The sequence below is a fragment of the Aeromonas sp. MR16 genome, from assembly GCF_022549315.1.
Lineage (GTDB): Bacteria > Pseudomonadota > Gammaproteobacteria > Enterobacterales > Aeromonadaceae > Aeromonas > Aeromonas aquatica.
On record NZ_JAKZFK010000003.1, the window covers coordinates 121,294 to 147,926 of the forward strand.

The 26,633-nt window shown below is 64.1% G+C and carries 27 protein-coding genes, 1 tRNA gene and 1 other annotated feature; of the genes, 17 read left to right on the forward strand and 11 right to left on the reverse strand.

What is annotated here, in order from left to right; genetic code table 11:
* Positions 1-176 precede the first annotated feature (176 nt).
* The 3 genes from MM194_RS04545 to MM194_RS04555 form a co-directional block, all read right to left on the reverse strand.
* On the reverse strand, positions 177-725 hold the full coding sequence (locus MM194_RS04545) for a DUF3157 family protein (protein WP_241342808.1): 549 nt from the start codon (positions 723-725) through the stop codon (positions 177-179).
* A gap of 101 nt (positions 726-826) precedes the next feature.
* Positions 827-1,690: a hypothetical protein gene (locus MM194_RS04550; RefSeq protein ID WP_241342809.1), complete on the reverse strand. Its 864-nt coding sequence runs from the start codon at positions 1,688-1,690 to the stop codon at positions 827-829.
* Positions 1,691-1,807: 117 nt separating this feature from the next.
* Positions 1,808-2,407: an HAD family phosphatase gene (locus MM194_RS04555; protein WP_241342811.1), complete on the reverse strand. Its 600-nt coding sequence runs from the start codon at positions 2,405-2,407 to the stop codon at positions 1,808-1,810.
* A 149-nt stretch (positions 2,408-2,556) separates the two neighbouring features.
* Positions 2,557-2,679: a sequence feature (Phe leader region), on the forward strand.
* Between the two features lie 38 nt (positions 2,680-2,717).
* On the opposite strand from MM194_RS04555, the gene pheA reads away from it, so the two are divergent.
* On the forward strand, positions 2,718-3,890 hold the full coding sequence (pheA, locus tag MM194_RS04560; RefSeq protein ID WP_033130196.1) for a prephenate dehydratase: 1,173 nt from the start codon (positions 2,718-2,720) through the stop codon (positions 3,888-3,890).
* A 355-nt stretch (positions 3,891-4,245) separates the two neighbouring features.
* On the opposite strand, the gene MM194_RS04565 is transcribed toward pheA, so the two are convergent.
* Complete coding sequence (locus MM194_RS04565; RefSeq protein ID WP_241342812.1) at positions 4,246-4,671, reverse strand: LPP20 family lipoprotein; 426 nt, start codon at positions 4,669-4,671, stop codon at positions 4,246-4,248.
* 13 nt (positions 4,672-4,684) lie between these two features.
* Positions 4,685-5,305 carry a FlgO family outer membrane protein gene (locus MM194_RS04570; protein WP_033130194.1) on the reverse strand — a complete coding sequence of 207 codons (621 nt, stop codon included), beginning with the start codon at positions 5,303-5,305 and terminating at the stop codon, positions 4,685-4,687.
* Between the two features lie 351 nt (positions 5,306-5,656).
* Between MM194_RS04570 and MM194_RS04575 the strand changes: the two genes are divergently transcribed.
* The 3 genes from MM194_RS04575 (at position 5,657) to ppk2 (ending at position 8,021) form a co-directional block, all read left to right on the forward strand.
* Entirely contained in the window at positions 5,657-6,811 is a 1,155-nt protein-coding gene (locus MM194_RS04575) for a flagellar assembly protein FlgT (protein WP_241342813.1), read from the forward strand.
* Between the two features lie 50 nt (positions 6,812-6,861).
* Positions 6,862-6,938 (forward strand) — tRNA-Arg (locus MM194_RS04580).
* A 258-nt stretch (positions 6,939-7,196) separates the two neighbouring features.
* Positions 7,197-8,021 (forward strand): polyphosphate kinase 2, encoded by an 825-nt coding sequence (gene ppk2 / locus MM194_RS04585; RefSeq protein WP_241342815.1) that lies wholly within the window; start codon positions 7,197-7,199, stop codon positions 8,019-8,021.
* Positions 8,022-8,047: 26 nt separating this feature from the next.
* Here ppk2 and MM194_RS04590 read toward each other — a convergent pair whose 3' ends face one another.
* Positions 8,048-9,688, reverse strand: coding sequence for a SulP family inorganic anion transporter (locus MM194_RS04590; RefSeq protein WP_081966082.1), 1,641 nt, complete (start codon positions 9,686-9,688; stop codon positions 8,048-8,050).
* Between the two features lie 331 nt (positions 9,689-10,019).
* Between MM194_RS04590 and MM194_RS04595 the strand changes: the two genes are divergently transcribed.
* The 6 genes from MM194_RS04595 (at position 10,020) to MM194_RS04620 (ending at position 17,357) form a co-directional block, all read left to right on the forward strand.
* Positions 10,020-11,081 (forward strand): PQQ-dependent sugar dehydrogenase, encoded by a 1,062-nt coding sequence (locus MM194_RS04595; RefSeq protein ID WP_241342817.1) that lies wholly within the window; start codon positions 10,020-10,022, stop codon positions 11,079-11,081.
* A 44-nt stretch (positions 11,082-11,125) separates the two neighbouring features.
* A complete protein-coding gene (locus tag MM194_RS04600) occupies positions 11,126-11,266 on the forward strand; it encodes an entericidin A/B family lipoprotein (protein ID WP_081966086.1) in 141 nt (46 codons plus the stop codon).
* A 156-nt stretch (positions 11,267-11,422) separates the two neighbouring features.
* On the forward strand, positions 11,423-12,313 hold the full coding sequence (locus MM194_RS04605) for a DMT family transporter (RefSeq protein WP_033130184.1): 891 nt from the start codon (positions 11,423-11,425) through the stop codon (positions 12,311-12,313).
* 60 nt (positions 12,314-12,373) lie between these two features.
* Complete coding sequence (locus MM194_RS04610) at positions 12,374-14,308, forward strand: methyl-accepting chemotaxis protein (protein WP_033130183.1); 1,935 nt, start codon at positions 12,374-12,376, stop codon at positions 14,306-14,308.
* Positions 14,309-15,007: 699 nt separating this feature from the next.
* Complete coding sequence (locus MM194_RS04615; protein ID WP_033130182.1) at positions 15,008-16,411, forward strand: OprD family outer membrane porin; 1,404 nt, start codon at positions 15,008-15,010, stop codon at positions 16,409-16,411.
* A gap of 115 nt (positions 16,412-16,526) precedes the next feature.
* Positions 16,527-17,357 (forward strand): SDR family oxidoreductase, encoded by an 831-nt coding sequence (locus MM194_RS04620; RefSeq protein ID WP_241342818.1) that lies wholly within the window; start codon positions 16,527-16,529, stop codon positions 17,355-17,357.
* A 76-nt stretch (positions 17,358-17,433) separates the two neighbouring features.
* On the opposite strand, the gene MM194_RS04625 is transcribed toward MM194_RS04620, so the two are convergent.
* The gene (locus MM194_RS04625; RefSeq protein ID WP_033130180.1) at positions 17,434-17,766 is read right to left on the reverse strand and encodes a DUF1904 family protein; all 333 of its coding nucleotides are present in this window, start codon (positions 17,764-17,766) and stop codon (positions 17,434-17,436) included.
* Positions 17,767-17,836: 70 nt separating this feature from the next.
* Between MM194_RS04625 and MM194_RS04630 the strand changes: the two genes are divergently transcribed.
* The 6 genes from MM194_RS04630 (at position 17,837) to MM194_RS04655 (ending at position 23,477) form a co-directional block, all read left to right on the forward strand.
* On the forward strand, positions 17,837-18,724 hold the full coding sequence (locus MM194_RS04630) for a TraB/GumN family protein (protein WP_241342820.1): 888 nt from the start codon (positions 17,837-17,839) through the stop codon (positions 18,722-18,724).
* A gap of 180 nt (positions 18,725-18,904) precedes the next feature.
* Entirely contained in the window at positions 18,905-19,054 is a 150-nt protein-coding gene (locus MM194_RS04635; RefSeq protein WP_081966080.1) for a DUF3149 domain-containing protein, read from the forward strand.
* Between the two features lie 93 nt (positions 19,055-19,147).
* A complete protein-coding gene (gene smrA, locus MM194_RS04640; protein WP_241342822.1) occupies positions 19,148-19,729 on the forward strand; it encodes a DNA endonuclease SmrA in 582 nt (193 codons plus the stop codon).
* Positions 19,730-19,833: 104 nt separating this feature from the next.
* On the forward strand, positions 19,834-21,312 hold the full coding sequence (locus MM194_RS04645; protein WP_241342823.1) for a carboxypeptidase M32: 1,479 nt from the start codon (positions 19,834-19,836) through the stop codon (positions 21,310-21,312).
* Between the two features lie 171 nt (positions 21,313-21,483).
* Complete coding sequence (locus tag MM194_RS04650) at positions 21,484-23,004, forward strand: DNA-3-methyladenine glycosylase 2 (RefSeq protein ID WP_241342881.1); 1,521 nt, start codon at positions 21,484-21,486, stop codon at positions 23,002-23,004.
* Positions 23,001-23,477 (forward strand): methylated-DNA--[protein]-cysteine S-methyltransferase, encoded by a 477-nt coding sequence (locus tag MM194_RS04655; protein ID WP_033130175.1) that lies wholly within the window; start codon positions 23,001-23,003, stop codon positions 23,475-23,477. The genes MM194_RS04650 and MM194_RS04655 overlap by 4 nt, the downstream gene beginning before the upstream one ends.
* Before the next feature lie 66 nt (positions 23,478-23,543).
* On the opposite strand, the gene MM194_RS04660 is transcribed toward MM194_RS04655, so the two are convergent.
* The gene (locus tag MM194_RS04660; RefSeq protein ID WP_241342824.1) at positions 23,544-24,407 is read right to left on the reverse strand and encodes a methyltransferase domain-containing protein; all 864 of its coding nucleotides are present in this window, start codon (positions 24,405-24,407) and stop codon (positions 23,544-23,546) included.
* 273 nt (positions 24,408-24,680) lie between these two features.
* Between MM194_RS04660 and MM194_RS04665 the strand changes: the two genes are divergently transcribed.
* Positions 24,681-25,100: a cupin domain-containing protein gene (locus MM194_RS04665; protein WP_241342825.1), complete on the forward strand. Its 420-nt coding sequence runs from the start codon at positions 24,681-24,683 to the stop codon at positions 25,098-25,100.
* 100 nt (positions 25,101-25,200) lie between these two features.
* Here the strand turns inward: MM194_RS04665 and MM194_RS04670 are convergent, their stop codons facing one another.
* The 3 genes from MM194_RS04670 to MM194_RS04680 all read right to left on the reverse strand — a co-directional run bounded on the left by MM194_RS04670 (position 25,201) and on the right by MM194_RS04680 (position 26,620).
* Positions 25,201-25,866, reverse strand: a complete 666-nt coding sequence (locus MM194_RS04670; protein WP_241342826.1) for a class I SAM-dependent methyltransferase — start codon at positions 25,864-25,866, stop codon at positions 25,201-25,203.
* 139 nt (positions 25,867-26,005) lie between these two features.
* The gene (locus MM194_RS04675; RefSeq protein WP_081966076.1) at positions 26,006-26,254 is read right to left on the reverse strand and encodes a DUF1272 domain-containing protein; all 249 of its coding nucleotides are present in this window, start codon (positions 26,252-26,254) and stop codon (positions 26,006-26,008) included.
* Positions 26,255-26,290: 36 nt separating this feature from the next.
* Positions 26,291-26,620, reverse strand: coding sequence for a DHCW motif cupin fold protein (locus MM194_RS04680; protein WP_033130170.1), 330 nt, complete (start codon positions 26,618-26,620; stop codon positions 26,291-26,293).
* Positions 26,621-26,633 lie beyond the last annotated feature (13 nt).

The window sequence follows — 26,633 nt, forward strand, 5'->3', positions numbered from 1 at the left end:
GACCTAGCTGGGATGGAGCCATTGTGACGGCTAGCGGGGACTGTGCCGAACGGCAAGCTGTTGCCAAACCATTGCAGATGTAAGCAAATATTGCTGGCGGTTGCCGGGTTAACAATTGAACGAAAACAGGCTCCGTAATGGAGCCTGTTTGCTGATGGCGGCCGTGTGGCGAAGAGTCAGCGGAACTCCACTTCGTCGATCTGCACCCGCACCAGCGGCTTGCCGTTGAGGCCCGCGGGGCGAGCCAGCTCGATGGCCCGGGAGGGGCGCTGCTCGCCCTTGCGCAGATAGGAGTCGGGCAGGCGGTTCTCGCCGGCCCAGAACCTGACCTCCTGGCTCGTCAGCTGGACGCCCTGCTCGGTGAACAGGGTGACGCTGCCGCTGACCCGCACCACGTTGCGGCTGCCGCTATTGTTCAGCATGAATTGCAGTTGCAACGGGTCACTGCCGTCGATCTGGGTCAGCTTGACCACGATGCCATCCTTGCTCGCCTGGGAGAGCATCTCCGGGTTGGTCAGGGCTTGCTCGGTCAGCACCGGCGCCACTGCGGCTCCCGTCGTCGCCTCGGTTGTGGTGGCCGGCTTGATCAGCAGATATTCCCAGCTGAAGTCGTCGTTGAGCTGCACCTGACGCCCATCCGGCAGGGTGACCTGGGTCAGGGGGGCGGCTTGGGCCAGCAGGGGGGAGAGGCAGAGGGCAACCAGCAGTCGGGACAGGGGCTTCATAGGCTAATGGCTCGGTGGAGAGACAGAGGGCGCCAGTATAAAGAGTCGGGTCGTCCTTGCCTATGACCCGACTCACGTTACGGCGCTCTCCCTGCCGGCTCTCAGATGGCCAGGGCCTGGGGATCCTCGCCCGGCACCATGTCCAGGGTCACCATATCGAACTGGGCACCGAGCAGCGCCTGCAGTATGGTCGGCTGCATGTCGAACACTCGGGCTCGCAGGCCCGTGGGCGTCCGGACCCGCGCCAGGGTAGTCACCCTGTCGGCCAGGGTATGGAAGTAAACCTGTACCCCATCCAGTCCCATGTCACTGAGCAGTTGTTCGGCCATGTCGACCATGCGCAGATGACGCCTGTCCAGCGACTGGGGATCGGAGAAGCGCCGGCTCAGGCAGTTTTCTCCCCCCTTGCCCCAGAGATCCAGCTGCCGCTTTTGGAAGCCATAGCGGAAGTCCCGGTTGGTCATACCCTGCTCGGCAAAGAGCCAGAGCGTGTTGGCGGGCAGGCTGTCAAAACGACGCAGATATTCTCGCATCTCTTCGGCAGAGGCCGACAACAAGATCGGAGGATGAACCTCCTGCCCCAGCCGCTGGCAGAGGTAACGCACCGGATCCTTGACGTCGGCGAGATGGCCGAGGTGCACGCTGAAGATCATCTCATCGGTCTTGATCACCTGGTGCGCTATGCCGTAATGCTGGCAGTAGCGCTTGGCCCTGGCCACCGCCTTGCGGCTGAGGGTCGGGTTATCCAGCGTGATGGCACGAAACCGGACCCCGCTGGCCCGGCACAGATCCATGCTGTAACAGGATTCCAGCCGGCCGGAAAAGGTGACGATCAGCTCATCATAACCGGCCAGTGACTCGATAAGCCGCTGCTCTCTGGCCTGAAAACTCTGATCGTATCCCCGATTCAGCACTACTACATTGGCATCCATTACAACAATTCCGGATGATGAATTGGCGTACATTTTGTGCTCAGCAGGCTGAATAGGTGCTTACGGAACGGGAATAAAATCCGATTTAGATTCAAATGGACTAGAGCGGGATTCGTACTTTTCGACTGACGGCCCAGGATCAGCACGGGTTCAAACATGCAGCCATCCCTGCTCGATGAGTTGCCGGCGACACTGTGCCGCATCGGTGAATACCAGGCCCCCTATTCCCAACGCCTGTGCGGCCGCCACGTTGGCCGGGCTGTCATCGATAAACAGGCACTCCTGCGCCTTGAGATCGAACGACACCAGCAGGTAGCGGTAGATGTCCGGCTCCGGCTTCATCATCCGCACCCGCGCCGACACCACCTTGCCGCTGAAGAAACGCCAGAACGGCTGATGCTGCTCCAGCCAGTCGATGCTGGCATGCCCCATGTTGGAGAGCGCATAGAGGCTGTGACCGGCACCGTGCAGTTCCTCGATCAGCGTCAGCATGGCGGGATCCGGCAACAGCGAGGCGGGCACCGCCTGCAAGATGGCAAGGTTGTCGGCGGCCGACAGGCCGGTGCGCGCCTCGGCCTGACGCGCCATGGTATGCAAGGAGAGGGTGCCCCTGTCCACCTCCAGCCAGTCGGGGTGATTGAACAGCCGCTCGGCCAGCGCTTCGGCATCCACCGGGCCCATCACGGAGCGCACTATGGCCACCGGATCCCAGCTCACCACCACCCGTCCCAGATCGAAAATAATCGCCATCGTCTCGCCTCCTGCTCAACTGTTCTGATGCCCCGGGAACATCCATCGCGCCCAGCTGCATACCCTGCCCCGTTCGCCGACCTCGGGCAAGTTTTACTTGCATCGAACGCCTAAATCCCTTAATGCTTATGGCGTTACCTCAAGGACAAGCCCATGTACGCACCATTCTTCTTCGTTTTCTCGTTTATCCGGCCCACATGAGGGAAGGCCCTGTCGTCGCATGAACAGAAAACAAAGACGAATCGAGCCTCCCCTAGCGGAGGCTTTTTTTTGCATTCACCACCACAGAATACTTGGATAGGGAACCACAATGGCTACGCTCGACGAGATCAGACAGGACATTACCCAGTTGGATGAGGAGCTGCTCGCCCTGCTGGCCAAGCGCAAGACCCTCAGCATCGAGGTCGCCCGTGCCAAGCAGGCCAACCCGCGCCCCATCCGCGATACCCAGCGCGAGCAGGACCTGCTGGTCGCCCTGATCCAGAAAGGGCGCCCCCTCGCCCTGGATGCCCAGTACATCACCCGTATCTACCACACCATCATCGAAGATTCCGTGCTCTCCCAGCAGGCCTATCTGCAGAGCCTGCTCAACCCCGAGCAGCAGGAGCCCATGACCAGCGTCGCCTACCTGGGGCCGCGCGGTTCCTACTCCAGCCTGGCGGCCCGCAAGTATCTGGCCCGCTACAAGGATCAGGTGATCGAGGTGAACTGTCAGAACTTCCGCGAAGTGCTGGATACGGTGGAATCGGGCCGCGCCGCCTTCGGGGTGCTGCCCATCGAGAACACCAGCTCGGGCTCCATCAACGAGGTGTACGACGTGATGCAGCACACCACCCTCTCCATCGTCGGTGAGCTGACCTACCCCATAGAGCACTGCATCCTGACCGCGGTGCCGACCGATCTCGCCCGCATCAAGACCTTCTACGCCCATCCCCAGGTGTTCCAGCAGTGCTCCCACTACCTGAGCAAGCTGGAAGGGGCGCGCCACGAGATCTGCGACTCCTCCTCCAGCGCCATGATGAAGGTCAAGGAGCTGGGGAGCCCGGAGGCGGCCGCCATCGGCAGCGCCGCGGGCGGCGAGCTCTATGGACTGGACGTGCTGGCCGAGCAGCTCGCGAACCAGAAGGAGAACTACAGCCGCTTCATCGTGGTGGCCCGCAAGCCCATCGACGTGGCGCCGCAGATCCCGGCCAAGACCACCCTCATCATGTCCACCTCCCAGCGCCCCGGCTCCCTGGTGGAGGCCCTGCTGGTACTGCGCAGCCACGACATCAACATGACCAAGCTGGAGTCCCGGCCGGTGCAGGGCAACCCCTGGGAGGAGATGTTCTATCTGGATGTGTCCGCCAACCTGCAGACCCCGCAGATGCAGGCCGCCCTGCTGGAGCTGACCAAGATCACCCGCTACGTCAAGGTACTGGGCTGCTACCCGAGCGAAGACGTCAAACCGACCACGGTGCCGCCGGTGCTGATGGGCAGCTAAGCCGCCCCGAACGGCAAGAGGCGAGCATCAGGCTCGCCTCTCTCTTTTCTGCCTCCCAACCCCCGCTGGAGGCGCCACAGCCACATTTACCGCCATCAGCCACCCCAGTCCCCCCGACTGAGCGTTCGGAATAACTGAACGATAAGCCTCTATCATTCACTCTATGTATACGATGCAGGCCGCCAACCCGGCCCCAGACTCAAGCTGACGGGGCGCCAACCCCGGTCCTGCCCCCAGCAGACCCGGCCCCCGAACAACAAAAAGGCGAGCCCATGGCTCGCCTTTTTGTTACCCCTGTCGGCTGGCTCATAACTTGCCAGCCATGGTGATAGAGGATGGAGTCCCGCTTCCGGCGCTAGAACTGGCCGGCCATCAGCTGGTTGAGGTGATAGAGGTTGCGGGTATCGAGCTCGAGCTCGGTGGCATAGGTGTTGCCACGGGGATAGGTCGCCACCACACGGGCGCCGCGCACCATGCCAGCCACCGACACATCCAGGGTGTTGGTGGTCTGGGTCAAGTCCTTGTAGCTGCTGCGACCGCTCACCTGCTGGCCGTTGAGCTGCTCCGCCAGTTCCCGGTAGGCATCCATCTTGGAGGCACGAATGGCCTGCAGCATCTTCTCCGACTGGGACGGCCCCGGCTGGATGTCGATCACCGCGTAGCCGACCGCCTTGAGCACCGGGAAGTCATCCGGTTTGCCCCCACCGTCGTAATTCACGACCCGATTTGCGCTGCAGGCAGTCAATAGCATTGCCATCAGGCAACTCAGTAGGATTTTCATCTATTGCTCCTTGTCAGGGGGTCAGGTTGACCAGATGGCCGGACGGGCTCTGGCCGCCCCGCATCAGGTAGCCCCGATTGACCGATGCCCGGCCAAACGAGTTGCTGGCGCCGGACAGGTATTGTTGCGGGATCAGGCTCTGGGCCGTGGTCTCCACCATCTTGGTCCGCAAGTCGATGATGCGGGCGTTGACCAGGATCCCCTGCTGGTTGCGGCTGAAGGTGCCGGTCAGGATGCGGGAGATGGGCAAACGGGGGGAGAGATCCCGGTAGTTGCGGCTCATCACGAAGTCGCCCTGCGGCGTCACCTGAATGTTGCCCGTGGTCTTGAAGTCCACCACCACTTCCCCGCGCCGGTTGAGCTCATAGATGAAGCTCTCCTCGATCTGCAGCCCCATCCAGTTGGTGTCCTTGAGGGTATCGAGATCGACGAAGGAGGCCACCGCGATGGGCTCGACCAGGGTGGTGAGGGACTTGCGCTCCATCAGCTGATCGGTCATGCGCGCCACCAGCCAGTTGAGCTCCATCCCCTTCGCCGCCTGACGAGGATCCCCTTGATCCCGGTTGATGGGATCGGCGGCCCCGCAGCCAGCCAACGCCAGCGCCAGCGCCAGCGCCGTGATAAATCTGTTCATGGATACCTGTCCTGTATCTACACCTGACTTGTTATCGGTCGAGACGGCCAACACTTGAGGCGGGAATGCACTGAGGATCTCGCCGTCCTTCATCCGTAGCCAACGCGGCGACGCACGACAGGCTGCCATGCGCAAGGCTGGCAGCGAGACAGGATCCTGCCGCCGTCCATCCCGAACAGGGAATCCACCGGCGCTCCCCGTATCCCGGCACCTCTACCGCTGGTAATGAGGCATGGATCTTGCTTTTATTTGCACCAAGGGTGCAAACCGGCAAGTGTTCATGTTCAGTCCCGGCCCGGGCCGTCATCTCGACAGCCGGTCGCTGACGTTTGTTTATTCAAGGTGTCCGTTATGAAAGTTCCGCTGCTGTTAACCCTGCTGCTGGTCAGCCTGTCGGCCCGGGCCGAGCTCATCGAGGCCCAGGGCAGTGCCGCCATCCTCGGTGGCGACGAGGCCTATGCCCGCGAGCAGGCGACCCGGGATGCGCTGCGCCAGGCCCTGCTGGCGAGCGGCGCGGCCGTCTCCAGCATCCAGCGTCTGGAGAACGGCAGCCTGCGCTCCGAGCAGATCCAGATCCGCTCAGGGGGCGACATCCGCCAGTATCGGCTCAAGCGGGAGGAGGTACGCAACGGCCGCATGTACATCACTGTGCAGGCCGACATCCTGGCGCAGCGCCAGATCTGCCAGACCCAGCAGTACGCCAAGGATTTGACGCTGGTCCGCTTACGGATGCGCTACCCGGATCAGGCGAGCACAGGCGCCCTCGACGACATGTCGGCCGATCTCTCCCGCCGCCTGTTCGAGACCCTGGCCAAGGCGCCGCAAGGGGTGCTCGCCCGCCAGTGGCTGGATGAGAACCTGCGCATCGACCCGCTCCATCTGCAACAGGGGGACCGCAGCGCCCTCGAAGAGATCAAGGCCCTGAGCCTGCGCACCGACAGCCAGTATCTGGTGCTCGGCAGCATCGACGATCTCTCCCTCGAGCCCCAGGGCAATCAGCTGACCAGCTGGTACCGGGATCCCATCCGCAATTTTCGCATGCAGCTCTACCTGTTTGACGGCATCAACGGCAGCCTGCTCGGCCGCAAGGAGTATCAGGGACGCGCCAACTGGACCTTCTCCAAGCGGGAGCAGGTGGGCAGCAACAGCGGCCAGTTCTGGCAGTCGAGCTATGGCCAGGAGGTGAACTACCAGTTGCAGGAGGCGGCCCAGGATATCATCGCCGAGCTGGGCTGTGCCCAGGTCACCGCCCGCATCGTCGGTCAGCACGAGCGCGGCCCTCACATCAACTTAGGAAGGCGCAACGGCGTCAAACTCGGGGATCAGTTCCGCGTTCAGCACAGCGCCGACTTCGTCGATCCCTATGGCAAGTCCCGCGTGATGCGCAACCCGGCCGATGGCCTGTTCGAGGTCGTGCAGGTATTCGAGGATGGCGCCGTCATCAGCAGTCAGAACAAATATTCGCCATTTAACGTCCAAGTCGGCGATCTGGCCGTATTGGAATAGGAATCAAGGGTTTAAAAGGCGGCGGCTTCTTGTATAATGCCCGCCACAAGGTTCCCGTAGCTCAGTTGGATAGAGCGGTCCCCTCCTAAGGGACAGGCCACTGGTTCGACTCCAGTCGGGAACACCATACAAGACAAGGGGTTGGCATCATCATGATACCAACCCCTTGTGCTATCCACCTCTGGTGGCACACCAGAGAGTCCAGCCTCTGGCACTTCCCCTACCTCATCCATTCGTCTCATGTGACTCACACGGCAATCTGTGATCCCACTCCCTCTCCTATTTGTGCTCCGACTGTTATCAAAAGTGTCGTCATGTACACTCTAGGAGTAACCGTCAAGGGTGACGGCCGCTCTCCACCAGTTTGAGACAAGAGAAGGACATCATGGGTAACAAGAAGAAAGCCAAGGTAGAACAAGTCACAGAGGCGCCCGAGCACAAGCCGCTCGGCACCAAGGAGTACGAGAAGGAGCTACGGCGCCTGCACGTGGAGCTGGTGAAGCTGCAGCAGTGGGTGGTGCACAAGGGGCTCAAGGTGTGCATCGTCTTCGAGGGACGCGACGGCGCCGGCAAGGGCGGCACCATCAAGGCCATCACCGAGCGGGTCAGCCCGCGGGTGTTCAGGGTCATAGCGCTGCCTGCCCCCACCGAGCGGGAGAAGAGCCAGCTCTATGTCCAACGCTATGTCCCCCATCTGCCCGCCGCCGGCGAGGTCGTCATCTTCGATCGCAGCTGGTACAACCGGGCCGGGGTGGAGCGGATCATGGGCTTCTGCACGCCGGAGGCGAGCGACAAGTTCCTGGCCAGCGCGCCGCAGATGGAGTGGTCCATGGTCGATTCGGGCATCATCCTGCTGAAATACTGGCTGGAAGTGAGCCCGGAGGAGCAGGAGCGCCGGTTGCGGGATCGCATCGACGATGGTCGCAAGACCTGGAAACTCTCGCCGATGGACATCAAGTCATTCGATCGCTGGGATGAGTACACCCAGGCGCGGGATGCCATGTTTGCCGCCACCGACACCACCTGGGCCCCCTGGTTCGTGGCCCGCTCCGAGGACAAGAAGCGGGTGCGGCTCAACATCATCTCCCACCTGCTGAGCCACATCCCCTACGAGGAGCTGCCGGCCGAGCCGGTCAAGCTGCCCAAGCGCAAGGTCGGCAAGGTCAAACCCACCGACCATCCGTTCCGCTTCATCCCTGAACCCTTCTGATCAGCCGCAAGGGGCGAGCCCCAGGCTCACCCCTTGCCCTGCTGATATTGACGGATCGCCGCCCTGGCATTGAACAGCATGCGACTGGCACCCAGCTGACTGGCCAGACCGCAGCGGCGCACGTTCTCCAGCACCCCGGGATTGAGCCCGGCCAGCCAGAGGTTGACCCCCCTGGCACGCGCATGCTGCTCCCCCTCCATCAGCATCATCAGCGCCGAGTACTCCACATCCTGCACCCGGCTCATGTCCAGCACCACCACCTCGGGCTGGTGGGTCTCGATCAGTTGGCGGATCTGGGCGGCCACATACTGCACATTGATGAAGAACAGGCGCCCCTCCGGCCGCAGGATCAGCAGGCCCGGGATCGTCTCGTCATCGGGGTGGCGCTCGGCGAGCGGGCGCAGCACATCCTCCCCCGGCTTGCGGCCAATCACATAGACCTGGGGCTGCGCCGTCTGGCTGGCGAGCCCCAGCAGGGAGGCCAGGATCGCCACCACTATCCCCTGCAGGGTGCCAAACAGCAGCACCCCCAGGCAGGCGATGGCGGCCCAGCGGAACTCCATCATGCGGATCTGCCCTATCTTGCGAAACTCTCCCGGCTGAATGAGGCCCACCGAGTAGACGATGACCACCACCGCCAGGGTGGCGTTCGGCAACCAGGACAGCAGGGGGGCGAGGAAGATCATGGTGGCCAGCGCCATCGCGGCCGTGACGGCGGAGGCCCACTGGCTCAGACCCCCGACCGAGCGGACCACCGCGGTCTGGGAGGTGCCGCCCCCCGCCGGCATGCTGCCGCAGAAGGCGCCGCCCAGGTTGGCCAGCCCGGTGGCCACCAGCTCGCGGTTCGGATTGATCTCGGGCTCCCCCTCCCCCACGAAGGCCCGGCCGGCGGCTATGGTCTCGGTGAAGCTCATCAGCGCGATCCCCGCCGCCCCCGGCAGCAGCTGCAGCACCAGCTCCAGATCCGGCATCGTCAGGCTGGGCAGGCCGGTGGGAATGGCCCCGACGATGGCGACCCCTGCCTCGTTCAGACCCCAGCCCCACACCAGCGCGATGCCGATGCCGACCCCCAGCAAGGGAGCCGGGGAGTGCGGGAAACGCCACTCCATGAACACCAGTACCACCAGGGTGACGAGGGCGACCCCCAGCGTCAGCCAGGAGGTCTCGGGCAACGCCTGCCCCAGGTGGTAGAGATCCATGAAGAAGTTCTCCTTCTGGATGTGCACCCCGAACAACTTGGGCAGCTGATCGAGGATGATTACCAGCCCTATGCCGCTCTTGAACCCCACCAGCACCGGCAGGGAGATGAAGTTCGCCACGAAGCCGAGCCGCAGCACCGCCGCCAGCATCAGCATGGCCCCCACCAGCAGGGTCAGGGTGGCCGTCACAATGAGCAGCTGGCCGGGATCGCCATCCGGCACCACCACCCCGAGCTGGGTCGCGGTCAGGATCGCCAGGGTGCTGGTGGAGCTGACGCTGAGCACCCGGGAGGAGCCCAACAGGGCGTAGAGCAACATGGGAACGAAGGCGGTGTAGAGACCGATCGCCACCGGCAGACCGGCCACGGTGGCATAGGCCATGGCCTTGGGCAGCACGACCGCCGACGCGGTGACGCCGGCCAGCAGGTCGGACAGGGAGCGCCTTGGCGCCGACGCGGGTGATGACATCTTATCCTCCATGATCGCTGGCCTGAGCAGGCCCTGATGTTGCAACCGGCGCTCAAAGAGGCCGTTGCCAACCGACGGCCATAGCCGCTCGCCTGGGCGTGCCGACTATGTCTCGTCATACCATGAAGTGTACGCGCCCCGCCTTGCGCCGGGCTGAATGCCTCGAGATAGGTGACGGGCGCGCCGCAGGAGCCGCCACAACGAAACACGGGACGCTGCGCCAGCAGACATGGCCATCCGTCTCCGACTCTTTGCAACCTCCCTATACTTCAGCGACCATCCCCGCTGGCCCGCCCGGCACCCAGGTCCCATTCGAGAGAGGAGAAGTCCCTTGTTGCGACTGCTTGCACTGCTGCTGATCTTCCTGGTGAGCCCGGTACGGGCGCTGACCCTGGTGCCGCTGGTGGACGGGCTGGCCCACCCCTGGGGGCTGGCCTTCCTGCCCGGGGGGGAGCTACTGATCAGCGAGCGCCCCGGCCGCCTGCTGCGCATCGATGCCAAGGGCCAGCGTCACCCGGTCTCGGGTCTGCCCCCCATCGCCAACGCGGGCCAGGGCGGCCTGCTCGATCTCGCCCTGGACAAGGAAGGCTGGATCTACCTGAGCTACAGCGAGCCCGGCGACGGGGTAGCCGGCACCGCGGTGGCCAGGGCCCGACTGCAGAAAGACAGCCTGGTCGACTGGCAACTGCTGTTTCGCCAGCAACCCAAGGTCGCCGGCGGCGCCCACTTCGGCTCCCGTCTGCTGCTGACCGATGACGGCTACCTCTACATCACCCTGGGGGATCGCTTCACCGAGCGGGAGCGGGCCCAGACCCTCGACAACCACCTCGGCAAGACGGTGCGCCTGCACAAGGATGGCCGGATCCCCACCGACAATCCTTTCGTCGGGACCGCCGGGGCTCTGCCCGAGATCTGGAGCCTGGGTCACCGCAACATGCAGGGGGCGGCGCTGCGCCCGGTTAGCCAGCAATTCTGGGCCCACGAGCACGGCCCCCAGGGCGGAGACGAGGTCAACCTCATCCTGCCAGGGCACAACTACGGCTGGCCCAGGGTGACCTTCGGCGAGGAGTACGGGGGCGGCAAGATTGGCTCGGGCACGGCGGCGCCGGGCATGACACCACCGCTGTGGATCTGGGTGCCCTCCATCGCCCCCTCGGGCATGACATTTTATCGGGGCCAGCTGTTCAAGGCATGGCGGGGGGATCTGTTCGTCGGCGCCCTGCGCGGCCAGGCCCTGTTGCATCTGCGGCTGGCAGGGGACAAGATTGTGTCTGAGGAGCGGCTGCTGACCGAGCAGGGAGAGCGGATCCGCACCGTCAAGGAGGGACCGGACGGTGCCCTCTACCTGTTGACCGATGCCGGTAACGGACGCCTGCTCAAGCTGACCCCCTGACGGGAACATGAATCATGGACAATGCCGCCATAGGAGAAAGGATGATGAACAGATTACGAGACCTGTTGATGCTGGGTGCCTGCCTGTTGCTGCTGGGGTGCAACACCATCCATGGCATGGGCAGGGATGTGGAGAAGGCGGGGGAAGTGATCCAGAAATCCACCAACCTTTCGGATAATAAGTAGTCGACCCCCTGCGGCGGCTCGGACAATCCTCCCGGGGAGCGACAGCACTCATCCCCCGTCCCGCGCCGGGCAAAGAAGTACCAGTACTCACTGCCGCACGAGGACCAGTCTGATAGACTGGCCCTCGTTTTTGTTCATCTTGCAAAGGAGTGTTGGATGTCTGCTGTTTCCTGGTGGGACAAGTCCACCGGTCTGGCCCTGCTCACCATCTTGCTGTGGGCCTCGCTCGCGGCGCTCACCTCCCGGATCACCAGCGTCTCGCCGCTGGTGCTGGTGGGGCTGGTGCTGTTCTTCTGCGGTGCCGGTGCCCTGCCGTTCTGGCGTCAGTGGCGGGCCCGCCCCGTCACCTGGCTGGTGACCATCACGGCCCTGCTGCTCTATCACCTGCTGCTGTTCATGAGCTTTCGCCACGCCCCCGTGCTGGAGGCGAACCTCATCAACTATCTGTGGCCGCTGTGCATCATTCTGTTCACCCCGCTGCTGCTGCCAAACCACCCGCTGCACCTGCATCACCTGCTGGCCGGGGCACTGGGCCTCGCCGGATCCGTGCTGGTGATGGTCGACGGCGAACTGCAATTGCAGCAGGCCTATCTGCCCGGCTACCTGCTGGCATTGGGCGCGGCCATCATCTGGGGGGCCTACTCGGTGCTCTCCCGTCGCCTGCCCCCCGCTCCCGCCGTGGTCACGGCCGCCGCCTGCCTGCCCGCAGGGCTGCTGGCGCTGCTGCTCGCCTGGGGGCTGGAAGGGCCGCTGCCCCTCGCCCGGATCCCGCAGGCGGACTGGCTCCTCATCGCGGGGCTGGCGCTCGGTCCCATGGGGGCGGCCTTCGTCACCTGGTATCTGGCACTGCGGGACGGGGATCCGCGCCGCATCGGCGCGCTCGCCTACCTGACCCCGCTGCTGAGTACCCTGCTGCTGGTCTGGCTCAACGGCGAGCAGCTCACCCCGCGCCACCTGCTGGCGGGGGCGCTCATCATGGGTGGCGCCCTGCTTGGCTTGCTGGTACGTCCCTCCAAGGCACGCAAGACGAGCCCGCCGCTGTCATAAAAACGCCATCACTCCCGCTTAAGCTCCAGCCCATTGCGTGGTTCAAGCAGGAATGATGATGTGAAGATTGCCCACTATGCCGCCCTCTCCTCCCTGGTTTTGCTGCTGGTCGCAGGTATCCAGGCCGCCGCCCTGTTTCATGGCTGGCAGCAACTGGATCAGGCGGAGCAGACCCAGCGTCAACACGAACGCCTGCAACAGCGGCTGAACGGCCCGCTGCAGGGGGCGCTTCGCGACTACCTCGGCAGCGGCGATCCCCTGCGTCTGGCCGAAGCACAGGGGATCCGCAAGCAGGCTATCGACCAGCTGGAGCAGCAGGAGGCGTCACCGAGTGCCTCGCTGCGCACCCTGCTCGAGCAGATGGGTGAGCGTATCGACAGCGATTATCTGGCGGCGGGCAAGCTCTCCGGCAACAGCCAGTGGTTGCTGCAAAATGCCGAGAACGAGCTGACCGCCCATGCCAGGGCGCTGCTGCGCTACGGCCAGCAGGGGGCGACGGGAACGGATCCGGTGAATGCCGATCAGTACCGTCTGGGCGCCGCCGACATGCTGGCGACCTTGCCAGGGCTCGGCCATCTACGCCAGAACTACATGGAGCAGGCCAGCCCCAAGCTGCTGGAAGGTTTGCAATTCGAACTGGCGGCCCTGCAGAAACAGGCGGACAAGCTGGCGGCATTGCCAGCACTCGGGATATTTGAAGAGGCCCCCGCCGCCGACTTCACCCTGGGCGAACCGGAACGCAAGGAGCTCGGCGAGCAGCCGCGCAGCGAGCTGGTCTCCTTGCTCAAACGCTACCCCCAGGAGCTGGACAACAGCCGAAAGGCGCTGCAACAGCAGCAGGCGGCTCGACAGATGGTGCAGCAGGACATAGCGCAATTGCTGCAGGCAAGTGAGCGGCTAGGGGAACAACTCGCCAGCGCGCGTCAGAATGTGAACAAGGAGCTCGCCACCATTCTCGGCTCCCTGGCGCTCTGTCTGGTGATCGTCGCCCTGCTGTTTGCGCTGGTGCAGCGGCGTTGGCTGGTCAAGCCGCTGTTGCAACTGCGCGGCGCCTTCGCACAACTCGATGCCACGGGTCAGGCCCAGCTGTTGCCGGCAGGGTCCGAGCGCAACGAGCTCGCCGACATAGTCGCGAGTTACAACCGCCTCATCCTCCGCCTGCAACAGGATCAGCAACAGAAGGCGGGCCAGCTCTCCAGCGTCTCCTCGAGCCTGCAGCAGATGGTGCAGCAGGTGCAGGAGATCCATCACAGCACCCGCACCACCGAGCAGGTGGTCGATGAGAGCGATCAGATGATGCAGGAGCTGAATCAGCTGGCCAGCGAGGTGCATCAGGTCGCCGCCGACATCGCCCAGCACGCCCAGCATAACGAGCACTCCATGAGCCAGAGCGAGCAGCTGGTGGGCGGCATGCTGGCCGCCACCGCCCAGACCGGTCTCGCCATCGACGAGAGCAGCACGGCCCTGGCACAGCTCAAACGTTCGGTGGAGGATGTCACCGCCATTGTCGACGTCATCGGCCACATCGCCCAACAGACCAACCTGCTGGCCCTCAATGCCGCCATCGAGGCGGCCCGGGCCGGCGAGCAGGGTCGTGGCTTCGCCGTCGTCGCCGACGAGGTGCGGCATCTGTCAGCCGATACCCAGCGATCCCTCGGCCAGATCACCGAAATTCTCGCCAGCCTCACCCAGGCTGGAGATCAGCTCGCCACCGTGCTGACCCGCATCACGGCAGAGGCCGCCGGGCAGCGCCAACAGGCCGAACAGTTGCGCCAGACCACCCAGACGGTGCGGGAGATGGCCCGCAGCACCGCCGTCATCGCCCTGCAGGGAGCCGACAACGCGAGGAGTCAGGAGCACCGACTGGCCAGCTTCGCCACCCTGATCGGTCGCATCAGCCAGCATGCCCATCAGGGCAGCCAGCTCTCGGTCCAGGTCTCAAAACATATCCACCACCAGGCCCAGCAGATCCCCCGTATCCTGGGTCAGGTCTGATCTACTGCTCATCCCCCCTTTGACCCGGCGGATCCCCGGGTCAAACCAGATCCTCCCTCGACGCAACCGTCGCTGCTTATCCATCTCCTGACCGGGCAGATCCCCGTATCCCGGGTCAGCTCTGATCCTCCCTCGACGCAACCCTCGCTGCTTATCCATCCCTCGACCCGGTGGATCCTCTGCGTATCTGGGTCAAATCGGGTCCCACCATCGAGAAACCATGCTCTCCCACGGAGCACCTATCTTTTTTTGTGACACAAAATTATCTGTTGCCATCAGGTTAACGGCGAAAGTTCCACATCCTGTGCGAGATCCGCCCGCTGTGGCGAAGAATTCCACCTGAAAACGCTGCCATCGCCGATACAGGCGGGCTGCGAGAGCCCACATCAAGAATCATGATTATTTGCACTCGGTCATATTTTTGAAACTTCGAGGGAACTTTCCGTTGATATTTCGCACCGCGAACGTACTCTTGGTGGTGTCCGATCGCCAAGGGTCGGTACTCAAAAAATAAAGACTGTAAAGAACAGACTGCCCTTCACCGAGAGGCGCCAAGGCACCCGGGAATGGCGGCACACATAGACAAGTATTTCTTTTTTGCCCTACGGGGTTTTGATTGCAATGCCATTACCGAGCGGCGGGCCTTTGCCTGACTGCCGGACAAAAAAGCTAAGTCCATAAAATCAGGAGCAATACAAAATGGAAAAAGTGATCTTCAAGCGCGCCGCGTTGAGTGCCGCTGTGGTTACGGCGCTGCTCGCCCCCGGAATGGCATTGGCCGCCCAGGACATGATGAGCCCGGAATACGGCAAATCCTACGAGGCCTTCCTTGATGAAGGCAAGCTGACCGGCGGCCTGTTCTACTTCCAGCGTGAGCGTGATCGCGTCCAGGCCGGTCCCGGTCAGGATGGCAAGTACCACTCCAACCTGAGCCATGCCACCACCCAAGCCGCCCTGAACTACAACTCCGGTTATGCCTGGGACATGGTGGGTCTGGATGTGGGCGGTTTCGGTGCCTATGACCTGGCCGTTGACGAGAGCAACCCGGTCAACGAAGAGAACGAATTCTCCTTCTGGGGCGACCAGTGGGGTTCAGGTGGTGACGGTGTTCCCGAGAATGGCTTCAGCCTCTCCACCGCCGCCCTGAAACTCAAGTTCATGGATGGCGCCGTGACTGCAAAAGGCGGTTACACCCAGCTGTATGTGCCTGGGATCCTGGGCGTCAACTGGTCCTATCAACCCGGTACCTACCGTGGTGGCCAGATCGAGGGTAACTTCGGCAAGCTCTACCTGACCTACGCCATCGCCGACGAATACAAGGCGCCCTGGTTCAAAAACACCGCCGGCTTCTCCAAGAGCAACCCTTATGCCAGCGACCCCTTCTCCGATGAGAACCAGATCGACTACATCCACGGTCTGGCGGCCCGCTACACCTTCGACAATGGCACTGCCGTCACCGGCGCCTTCGGTCAGGCCGAAGGCTACATGGACAGCTACCACTTCAAGCTGGCCCACAAGTTTGACGTACTGGGTGGCCTGAACACCAGCTACCAGTTCTACGGTTCCGACACCGAGAACGAAGACTATGACGGCCTGGCCTGGCAACAAGCCATGACCGCCAGCTGGGGCGCCGGTCCTTACTCCTTCCGCCTGGAAGGGCTGTACACCAAGGCCGAAGGGGATCTGGGCAACTACCTGCCCCGTCTGACCCGCGGCTACGGCAACTCCCAGGGTGCGAACGAGATCTGGTGGGATTCCCGCTCAGACTGGAACCATAACGAAGAGAAGGCCGTGTTCTTCGGCACCAGCCGCACGCTGGATGATCTGGTCGGTGCTCCAGGCTGGACCGCCGGTGTCTCCGGTGCCTACGGTTGGGATGCCAACAACGGCGATGGCACCCTGGAGCCGGGCAAAGAGTGGGCCTTCAACTTCGACGTCATGTACACGGTGCAGGACGGCAAGCTGAAGGGCACTCTGTTCAAGCTGCACTACACCGATTACAACAACGAACAGGACGACAAGGGCAGCTGGTACTACCCGAACATGTTCAGCTCCGAACATGACGTCAAGTTCCACATCATCATGCCGTTCACCATCCTGTAATCAGGACGATGTTCTGCCAGCAAACCGGGCCACATGGCCCGGTTTTGTTTTTGGTGGCGCTCAGGCTACCATGCCCGCTTCGGCCATCTGCTGGCCGCCAATCAGGATGACCCCTATGCCCCACCCCTTCGTGCTTATCACCGGCTGCTCCAGCGGCATCGGCCTCGCCGCCGCCAAGACGCTCGGGGCCCACGGCTTCAGCGTGATCGCCTCCGCCCGCAAGGAGGAAGATGTGACCTTGCTGCGCCAGCAGGGGCTGCTGGCAGTGCGGCTGGATCTCGCCGACGAGGCCAGCATAGAGCAGGGCGCCGCGCAGGCGCTGGCCCTGGCGGGGGGGCGTCTCTATGGCCTGTTCAACAACGGCGCCTACGGTCAACCCGGCGCATTGGAAGACTTGCCCACGGCCGCGCTGCGGGAGCAGTTCAACACCAACCTGTTTGGCTGGCATCACCTCATTCGTCAGGTGCTGCCGGCCATGCTGGCCGCTGGCGAGGGACGCATAGTGCAAAACAGCTCTGTGCTCGGCCTAGTGGCCATGAAGTATCGCGGCGCCTACAACGCCAGCAAGTTCGCACTGGAAGGCTACACCGACACCCTGCGCCTCGAGCTCGCCGGCAGCGGCGTGCACATCAGCCTGATCGAGCCCGGCCCCATCGACACCCGTTTTCGCGCCAATGCCCGCGCCGCCTTCCTGCGCCACATCAATCCCGAGACGAGCCGCCATCAGGCCGCCTATGGACAGACCCTGAGCCGGCTCGAGCGGGAAGGGGGCGCCCGCGGCTTCACGCTGCCAAGCGAAGCCTGTATACCGCCGCTGCTCCATGCGCTGCAGAACAAGCGTCCCAAGCATCGCTACCCGGTCACCCTGCCGACCAAGCTGTTTACTGCGCTGCGCCGCCTGCTGCCGAGCCGCTGGCTCGACAGGCTGCTGATCAAGTCCGCCTGAGCCGCTACAACCACCGATCGCGCAGGGGCGATAGTTCCACCCATTACCCCCTGCGAGATCCAGCCGTACAGATGCCCTAGTAGTGCTCACCGTTGCTGTAGTAGTGACTCTTGACGATAGGCAATACCTGCACCACCACATAGGTCTGCTCCCCCAGCACCGCCTTCAGGTGGCGGGTGATGAGGGCGGCGGCGGCATCCTGCAGTTCTTGGGGCCGCTCGAACCAGACCAGCTCCACGAAGGGGAAACCGGCCTCGATGGCGCCGTCGCGCACCCGGATGCTGTCGACGCACTCCAGGGTGACAAACTCCGGCTTGCCGCCGGTCAGGGCACAGAGATCCGCCAGCAGAGGGGTGCTTATCCGCTGAAGGGTGTCGACAGAAACTGCCCGAAAACGAAGGTGGGGCATGGGAAACCTCTTGGCTGTGACAAATGAGGACTTATCATAGAGAAGTCATCCCGCTCGCATAAGGTACCTCATGAGATTTCATCACTCGCTGTTCTCCCTGCTGCTGTGCCTGCTGCTGCCGCTGCAGGCCATCGCCGATCCGGCCTTCTATCGCATCGAAAAAGGCAGCGAGCAACACTGGTTGCTGGGCTCCATCCATGCGGGCAAGCCTTCCCTCTATCCCCTGCCCGACCCCGTCGAACGCGCCTGGCAACAGAGCCGTACCCTGGTGATGGAGGTCGACATGACCCACATCAGCCAGGCACAGTGGCAGGAGATGGGCGCCATCACCCGGCTGGTGGATGGCAAGACGCTCAAGGATCACCTGCCACTCGATCTGTACCGCCGCACCCTGATCGCCGCTGGCCAAAACGGCCTCACCGAGACCATGCTGGCCCCGCTGCGGCCCTGGTTCGCAGCCATCACCCTGACCCAGGCGGCGCTGGAGCGCACCGGCTACAGCGGCGAGTACGGGGTGGATCAGCACTTCGCCAAGCGGGCAAACGAGGGGGGCAAGCCCATCGTCGGGCTGGAGACCCTGCTCGAGCAGCTCGGCTACCTCGCCAGCGTCGGCGACAACCAGACCCTGATGCTGGAGAGCACCCTGGATGAGCTGCCCGAGCTCGAGAAGGGCTTTGGCGAGGTGATGAGCGCCTGGCAGAACGGGGATCAGGCCACCCTGATCAACCTGTTGAAAGAGGAGATGGCGCCCCCCAAGCTGCAAGCCTGGCTGGAGCAGACCCTGCTGGCGGAGCGCAACCGCAATTGGGTCAAGAAGTGGCCGACACTGCCAAACGAGAGCTTTATCGTGGTAGGTGCGCTGCATCTTTACGGCGACCAGGGTCTGCTCGCCCTGCTGGAACAGCAAGGCTGGCGCATCACTGCGCTCACCGAACCCAAGGCGCAGACCACGCATTGACGGCCTGAACGGCCGCCAACATCAGCCGACACCTCCCTCCACCAGGTGCCGGGTGCGAGGCAGCTCACAGAACGGGCTGCCGATTTAATAACCACGACGGGACTTGATCGGGATCATTCCATCCCTCCCAAAGAGGTATTTATCATGCCTGTCATCGAGAGGACGACAGGAGTGAACGAGATGGAATTTTGGATGAACCTGATGTTTGGCAACAGCGTGGGGCTGATGTCCATGCTGGTGATTATCGGCACCTTCCTGCTGATCAGCGCCTACGCGGTCTACTTCATCTACAAAGTGATACACGCAAAGCCGCCCACCGAGGAGCAATAAGCCGACGGGCGAACCGGCCGACCGCGGGCCGCCATTCTAAGCAAGTCCCTGCCCCGCTATAATGCCCGCTCATTCTCATGCGGGGAGCCTGCCGTGTCCCATGACGACGAACGCTCACTGTTCCTGCAAGAGGTGGCCGGTGTGCGGCCCCTTCGCAGCGACCATCTGACCCCTCCTGCGGGCAACAGCCCCCCGACCGAGGCGCAACTCGCGCGCCGCCAGGCCGCCAGTGCCGACCCACTGTCCCCTGATCCGCTCGGCATGGAAGGGATCGAGATGCTCGATCCCCACGACATCGTCGGCTTCAAGCGCGACGGGGTACAGGAGGGGGTCTACAAGAAGCTGCGGCTCGGCAAGTACGAGCTGCAGGCCAGCCTGGATCTGCATCAGAAGACGCTGAGCGAGGCGCGGGTCGCTCTGGTGCAATTCATCCGGGATTGCGCTCAGCGAGACATCCGCTGCCTGCTGATCCTGCACGGCAAGGGGGAGCGCAGCACGCCGCGCGCCCAGCTCAAGAGCCACGTCAGCGCCTGGTTGCCACAACTGCCCGAGGTCATGACCATCCACAGTGCCGAGCGCCGTCACGGCGGCAGCGGCGCACTCTACGTGTTGCTGCGAAAGAGCGAGCGCCAGAAGGCGGAAAACCGCGAACGCCATCAGAAGCGTCTCGGTTGAGCATCGGGAGTGGAAAAACGCCTGACGGCGGTGCTAGCATCGAGGCGCCCCGATCATGCCAGGTACGGGGTCGATTCTCTCAGGGCGATAACAAGGACAATTCCATGTCATATCAGAAGCTCGAACAACATCAGCAACAGCTGCACCGTCTCAGCCACCTCAGCGCCATCTGCGGCTGGGATCAGGCCGCCATGATGCCGGAGGGCGGCAACGAGGCGCGTGCCGAGGCGATGGCCGAGCTCGGCGTGCTCATTCACGAGAAGCGCACCGCCCCGGAACTTGGCGACTGGATAGCCAAGGCCGAAGGCGAGAGCCTGGATGCGACCCAGCGCGCGAACCTGGGCGAGATCAAGCGCCACTGGCAGGATGCGAGCCTGCTGCCCACGGCGCTGGTGGAGGCCCTGTCTCTGGCCGGCAGCAAGTGCGAGCACGCCTGGCGTCGCCAGCGCAAGGAGAATGACTGGGCGGGCTTCGCGCCGAACCTGAAAGAGGTGGTGACGCTGTCGCGGGAAGTCGCGGCCTTGCGCGCCGAGGCGCTCAAGGTGCGCCCCTACGACGCCATGCTGGCGCTGTACGAGCCCGGCATGACGAGCGCGCGACTGGACGAGATCTTCGGCGATCTGACGAGCTGGCTGCCCGGCCTTATCCAGACGGTGAGCGAGCAGCAGAAGCAGGACGCCATCCTGCTCCCGCAGGGCCCCTTCCCCATCGCAACGCAGCAGACGCTCGGTCAGGAGGTGATGGGGCTGCTCGGCTTCGATTTCGCCCACGGCCGGCTCGACGTGAGCAGCCACCCGTTCTGCGGCGGCGTGCCGACGGACGTGCGCATCACCACGCGCTACAACGAGGACGAGTTTGTCTCCAGCCTGATGGGCATAGTGCACGAGACGGGTCACGCCCGTTACGAGCAGGGGCTGCCGCGCCATCTGCTCGGCCAGCCGGTCGCCGAGGCGCGATCCATGGGCATTCACGAGAGCCAGAGCCTGTTCTGCGAGATGCAGCTTGGCCACTCGCCGGCGTTCCTGGCCCTGCTCGCGCCGCGCATCCGGTCACACTTCGGCACCCAGCCCGCGCTGGATCCGGCGAACCTCGCGAAGCTGTACAACCGCGTCGAGCCCGGCTTCATCCGTGTCGATGCGGACGAGGTGACTTACCCGGCGCACGTGATCCTGCGCTACGAGCTGGAGCGCGATCTCATCGAGGGACGCATCGAGGTCGCGGACATTCCCGAGTTGTGGGATGCAAAGATGCAGCAGTGGCTCGGGCTGTCGACGAAGGACAACTACCGCAACGGTTGCATGCAGGACATCCACTGGACGGATGGCTCGTTCGGTTACTTCCCGAGTTACACGCTCGGCGCCATGTACGCGGCGCAGCTGCGCTTCGCACTGGAGAAAGACTTGGGCGAGATGGGCGGCCTGATCGCGGCGGGCCGGTTGCCGGAGATCTTCGCGTGGCTTGGCCGTCATATCTGGTCCCAGGGCAGCCTGCACGACACCGACACGTTTATCCGCAACGCGACCGGCGAGGCGTTGAATCCGCAGTGGCTGCGCAAACACCTTGAGCAGCGCTATCTGAAGTAAGCTTGCCTCGGCACAAAAACGGCGCCCTGACCGAGGGCGCCGTTTTTTATCCCTCTTTCCCCGCTGGTTTCCTGCCCCGACTATTTTTCCTATCCCTGTCCGTTTTTGGCTAGTCAGCCCCCTCGTCCCCGCTTAGTCTCAGGGCATGAACAGCGTCCCGGAGTGGTCCCCATGAATATCGATCAGCCCAGTACCCCAGATGAGATCATCCCCGGCCTCACCCGCGAGCAATGCCACGCCGCCCGGCTCGCCCGGGATGCGCGCTTCGACGGCCGCTTCTTCACCGGCGTGCTGTCCACCGGCATCTACTGCCGCCCCATCTGCCCGGCGCGTGCGCCCCACGAGCACAACGTGCAATATTTTCGCGTCGCGGCGGCGGCCGAACAACAGGGGCTGCGGCCCTGCCTGCGCTGCCGGCCGGAGCTCGCACCCTCGTCCGGGGGCGAGCTGCCAAGCCTGGTCGGCCAGGTGCTGGCGCGCATCGAGCGCGGCGAGCTTGGTGATCACTCGCTCGGCGTGCTTGCAACCGAAGCCGGCATCACGGAGCGCACGCTGAGACGCCAGTTCGAGCAACACCTCGGCGCCTCGCCGAAGCAGGTGGAGCAGACGCGCCGCCTGCTGCTCGCGAAACGGCTGCTGACGGAGACCGCGCTGCCCATCACTGACATCGCGTTCGCGGCAGGCTTTGCGAGCATCCGCCGCTTCAACGATGCCTGGCAGCACGCCTATGGTCTCGCTCCGAGTGCGCTGCGCAAGCGGGACGGCGCGCAACATCAGCAGGAGGGCGGTGCAGCGGCAACTCAGCCGAGCCTGACACTGCAACTGACGTATCGACCGCCGTTCGATGTGCAGGCCATGCTGGCGTTCTACCGGCTGCGCGCCATCCCGGGGCTGGAGCGCGTCGACGAACACGGCTACGAGCGGCGTCACAAGGTAGGCGAGCGGGAAGGCTGGATCCGCATCGAGCCCGGCGAGGGGCACCACCTCAGGCTGACGCTGCGGGATCTGCCGCCAGGTGCGCTGCCGGATCTCTTGTATCGCGTGCGGCGCATGTGGGATCTCGACGCGGACATGACCCGCATCGGCGCGCGGCTCGGACAGGATCCGCTGCTCGCGCGGATACAGGCTTGCTGGCCCGGGGTGCGGCTGCCGGGGGGCTGGGATGAGTACGAGGTGATGCTGCGCGCCATCGTCGGCCAGCAGGTGTCGGTCAAGGGCGCCATCACCATCATGGGGCGGCTGGTGGCACGCACGCAGGAGCAGTTCGGGGTCAGCGCGCTGCCGACCCCGGCACAGCTGTGCGCGCTCAATCTGGACGGCATCGGCATGCCGGGCAGCCGGATCAGGACTTTGCAGGGCATAGCGGCCGCGCTCGCGAGCGGTGAGATCACCCTTGCCACGGCGAGCGACGAGGCGCTGCTGGCGCTGCCGGGCATAGGCCCCTGGACCATCGCCTACTGGCGGCTGCGCACCGGCCAGGATCCGGATGCCTTCCCCGCCTCCGATCTCGTGCTGCAAAAGGCGCTCGGCGGCGGCGTCAAGCTGCCGGTCAAGGAGGTGGAAGCATTGAGCACCGCCTGGCAACCCTGGCGCGCCTATGCGGCGAGCTGGTTGTGGCACGCCATGAGCGAGCAACCCGCGCTGCTGACCGAAGCGGTGACATCACAAGAAAACGAGGAGACAACATCATGATCCGTTATGACTTTCTGGATACCGCCTGCGGCGCGCTGCTGGTCGCCATCGACGACACCGGCCTGCGCCACGTGGACTTCGTGGATGGCCTGCGCACCCTGCCCATTCAGCCTGAGTGGCAGCAAGACAGCGAGGCGCTGGCCCCCTATCTCGCGCAATTTCGGGACTACTTCGCGGGTGAGCTGCAACGCTTCACCCTGCCGCTCGCGGCCCGGGGCACGCCATTTCAGCAGGCGGTGTGGCAGGCGCTGTGCGACATCCCTTATGGCGAGACCCGCAGCTACCGTGACATAGCGCTCGCCATCGGCAAGCCGACCGCCATGCGGGCGGTGGGGGCCGCGAACGGCCGCAATCCGCTGTCGATCATCGTTCCCTGCCATCGGGTGATCGGCCGGGACGGCAGCCTGACCGGCTACGCGGGGGGGCTCCCCATCAAGCAGGCGCTGCTGAAACTGGAAGGCATCGAGCGCTGAATGCAAGGGCTGAGACGGGTCTGCTCCCATGAGCCGTCCTCAGCCGGCATGCGCGGCCGAGCCGACTCACTTGGTCGCCGCTACGAGCAGGCATTCTCCCCCGACCTCAAACCCGCCCGGCGATTCGAAGCGGCCCATAGCGGCCGCGATTTCGTTCCAGATGGACTCCTGCTCCGGCGCGGGCAGGTGCGCCATCATGGCGTTGAGCCCGCCGAAGGCCTCCCGGGCGACCCGCACGTACTCCTCCGCGCTGCCCATGCGATGGGGCACGGGCAGGGCGTGCACTTCTGGGTTTGCGAATCCCGCCTGCCGGAAGAATCCCTCGAGCACCCCGGGCGCCCCCAGACTGAAGGGCCCGGGTTGCCCCACCACCGGGGCAGGGAGCCGTGCGCGGCGGCGAATGATGGACGCGGGCAGGGCCCCCCAATCGTTGCGATCCGCCGTGGAGAACACCAGGACGGCGACCCGGCCACCGGGTTTCAGCACCCGCCGCCATTCGCGCAGCGCGATCAGCGGACGCGGCATGTACATCAGGCCGAGCCGGCACAGGACGGCATCGAAGGCATCGGCGGGCAGCGTCAGTTGCTCGCCATCCATGACCCGCGTCTCCACCTGGCCGAGCCCAAGCGCACCGGCGACCTGGCGCGCCTGCTCCACTATCCCCTCCGCAATGTCGGTCGCCAGCACATAGCCAGCGGGCCCCACCCGGGCGGCGGCACTGACGGCCGGTTCGCCGGCGCCGGCAGCAACGTCCAGGATCCGCTGGCCGGGTGCAATGTGCGCCAGCTCGAGCATCTGGCGGGTCGCCTCGCCATACCAGGCGTCCAGCGTCGGATTCCAGCGTCGCCAGGCCGCGCCGTCCTTGTTCCATTGCGCCCGCTGCGCGCCCTTGTATTGCTCGGCATCGAACGGGGATTGTTGCTCGGCCATCTTATGCCTCCTCTGGCGGGATCCGGGCCACTGGGCGTCATAAAACGATGACCCCAAAATGGCTGATCTTCTGATCCTCTAGTCCATGTCGGCGACCCTTGCCAGGGGACAAGCTCCGGCTCGTCCCGGCAACCGGCATCCCCGTCACTTCACGCGCGGCGCGTCAGGCCCTCGGCGACCCGGGCAGGCCCCAGGCTCTATGATTGAAGAGGCGAGGCGCCGATGGCCTCGCCGCAGATGGAAGCATTTTTCAACTCGCAAAGGAGAGAGCAGATGAAATTCATGCATGCAGTCGTCCTCTCGCTGTCGGCGCTGCTGATGGTCGGCGTCCCCTCCTGGGCCGCCGCTGGCGCCCAGGTAATGACCCAGGCCGATCTCAAGTGGAAGGACATGGGCAACGGCATCGCCGCCGCCCCGGTGTCCGGTGACATGGCCAGCGGGCCGAGCCGGTTCTTCCTGAGGTATCCGGTGGGACTGGTGACGCCAAACCACCATCACGATGCGGATCACTATGTGACTCTGGTATCAGGGGCGGTCACCCTGACGGTAGGAGGCAAGGCATATCACCTCGGCCCTGGCGCCTACTTCGCCCTGACCGACAAGGTGCCCCATGTGGCCAAGGTGGAGGGCAAGGAGCCGGCGGTATTCTTTATCCAGGCGGATGGCCCCTGGAATGTGGTGATGGAGAAATAAGTGGTGTGATCTGCGGCGGGCGCCTGCGGGCCCCGCCGGAGGGGTTCCCAGACGTGGGCGACCCTACTCCCTCCCCCGAGAAGGTGGCATTGAGGCTGACTCAACGCCGCAGCGCCAACCAGCCGTGAAAGCCGAGCGCCTGAAAATAGCGCTGCCCCGCCTCGAAGCCCGAGTCTTGCAACAGTTGCTGAAGTTGGCCTTCCTCGAGGGGGATAAAATCCTCCGCGAGCCGCTGCACCATGCGCTCGCTGGCCGGGCGGGGCAGACCGGCCAGCCGGGCCTGTTGCCCCATCACGGCCCGCTCGACCGGGTCTGCTGGCACCATCAGATCCGCCAACAACAGCGGGGCCCCCCCGTTGAGCTGGCGGGAGATATCGGCAAGCAGCGCCGCCTTGGTGTCATTATCCAAGAAATGCAGCACCAGCAGACAGAGTGCGCCGTCACATTGCAGCGAGGCAGTGGGTAAGTCTCCCAGCAGCCAGCTGATCCGCGCTCCCATCCCCGCCTCGTCGGCCCGCTGACGCGCCAGCGCCAGCATGTCCGCCGAGATGTCCTGGGCGACAAACTGCCAGTCGGGGCAGAGCCGGCCGAGCAACACCAGCTCGCTGCCGGTGCCTACCCCCACCAGCAGCACCCGCGCGCTTGGGCCGAGGCGCGTCATCAGCTGGGCGGCACTCAACTGATGCAGCAACTCATAACCCGCCACCAGCAAGGGAATGCGCTCGTCATAGGCCTGCGCCCCCTCTCCTGCAAACCGCTCCGTCATCTCGCTCTCTCCTCTGGTTGGAGTCCCTTGATAGGGGCTACCGCCGGGAGAAGGTAAAGCACAATCTGAAAGGGTGCGGTTCAGATCAGGGCCGGGGAAAGGAAGGCCCGGGCATGGCGGCTCGGACCCGAAAGGCTGCTTATCTTGCCTTGTTTCTCAGGGCAGGATTGAAGACTCGCTTTGTGGAGGCGGGATTGGCCGCCAACTTAACGACGGGACGGCGGGGGCGACTGACCAGCTCGCCGCCGCAGTTCGGGCAGACATGGTGCAACAGTTGCTCGGTGCAATCGGCGCAGAAGGTGCACTCGAAGGAGCAGATATAGGCGTGGCCGGTGTCGGCGGGCAGGTCTGTGTCACAACATTCACAGCTGGGTCTGAGTTCAAGCATGGGTAACCTCTTGGGAGAACGGAAGAAAAGCGCGGCTCAATCGACTATAAAGAGCCGGGCACCGGCTTGGGTGGAGGATCTATGGGGCTCGGCGTTGTCGGCCACCTGATAGCTCATGCCCGCCGTCAGGGTGAAGACGCGGCCATCCTGCAGCTCGGTGTGCAGCTCCCCTTCGATGCAGAACAGGACGTGGCCCTTGCTGCACCAGTGATCCGCCAGATAGCCAGCGGAGTACTCCACCAGCCGCACCCTCAACTCCCCGAAGTGCTGGGTGTGCCAGAAGGCCACCCCGGTTTCTCCCTTATGCTCGGTGGGCGCTATCTCGGCCCAGTTCGTGGTGCAAAACGGTAAGTCCTTGATGTCCATCGCAACTCCATTT